This window comes from Candidatus Chloroploca mongolica (assembly GCF_004762035.2).
Lineage (GTDB): Bacteria > Chloroflexota > Chloroflexia > Chloroflexales > Chloroflexaceae > Chloroploca > Chloroploca mongolica.
Genome location: NZ_SIJK02000159.1, coordinates 1 through 1,230, shown reverse-complemented (window position 1 = coordinate 1,230; position 1,230 = coordinate 1). Strand labels below are relative to the sequence as shown.

Below are 1,230 nucleotides of genomic sequence, written 5' to 3'. Positions count from 1 at the left end.
TCGAAGCCGCCATTCCGGTCGAAGCAGAAGCCCCCATCACCGACGACGACGTCAATCTGACCCCCTTCTCGCTCGATGACCTCGGTTTCACTGCGGACGAAATCGCCCAACTCGAAGCCGCTGTCCCGGTCGAAGAGGTCGCACCCACCACCGACGAGGACGACGTCAATCTGACCCCCTTCTCGCTCGATGACCTCGGCCTCAGCGACGACGAAATCGCCCAACTCGAAGCCGCCATTCCGGTCGAAGCAGAAGCCCCCATCACCGACGACGACGTCAACCTGACCCCCTTCTCGCTCGATGACCTCGGCCTCAGCCCAGAAGAAATCGCCCAACTCGAAGCCGCTGTCCCTGTCGAAGCAGAAACCCCCATCACCGACGACGACGTCAACCTGACCCCCTTCTCGCTCGATGACCTTGGCCTCAGCCCAGAAGAAATCGCGCAACTCGAAGCCGCCGTCCCTGCCGAAGACGCCGCCCCCGCCACCGAAGACGACGTCAACCTGACCCCCTTCTCGCTCGATGACCTCGGCCTCAGCGAAAGTGACCTCGCTAACTTTGAAGCTGCCATCGCGGCGGAAGAGGCCGGCAAAGGGCAGGAAATGCGCCAGACCCAGGGCAATCAGGAAGAGGGAACAGTAGCCTTCAGTGAGATGACCGATCTTGATCTTGACTTCGATGATCTGCAGCCATTCTCGCTTGATGATCTCGACCTCAGCAACCTCGAAGAGAGCAGTGAAGGATTACCATCCTTCCTCCAGCCCTTCTCGTTAGAAGAAGCAACGGCCACGCCAGGCGACAAAGAGGCTACAGAGCGTGACGAGCCAGAAATCTTTAGTTGGCAAGAACCTGCATCCCGTGAACGAACGAGCTTTGGTCAACAAGAAGAACCAGAGTCACCCGGCGTCAGCATCTTTGGCAAATTGTCCCAGCAAGCCGCCGAGCGCCCCCCTCATGAACCGCCACCACTGGCTCCGGTTGATGATGAAGAGGCCGAAACATCTGGGTATTTCTCGGATGATGATGTCGCCCTACGCGAAGAAATGGCGGGCAGGCCAGAGCGTTTCGTTTCAGGTTTTCGTTTGCCTCGTGAAGGTGAAGAACTCGCCGCTGAAGCACCAGCCGAGGTCGAACCTGCCGAGGTCGCGCCTGCCGAATTCACCCTTTCGCCTCCACCTGAGGGCGATGTTGATCTGACGCCCTTCTCGCTCGCCGATCTGGGCCTCTCAC

At 59.3% G+C, this 1,230-nt stretch carries 1 pseudogene; it reads left to right on the top strand.

Features of this window, described 5'->3' with window-relative positions:
* Positions 1 to 1,230 (top strand): annotated as a pseudogene (locus tag EYB53_RS25300) (hypothetical protein); the annotation flags it as partial.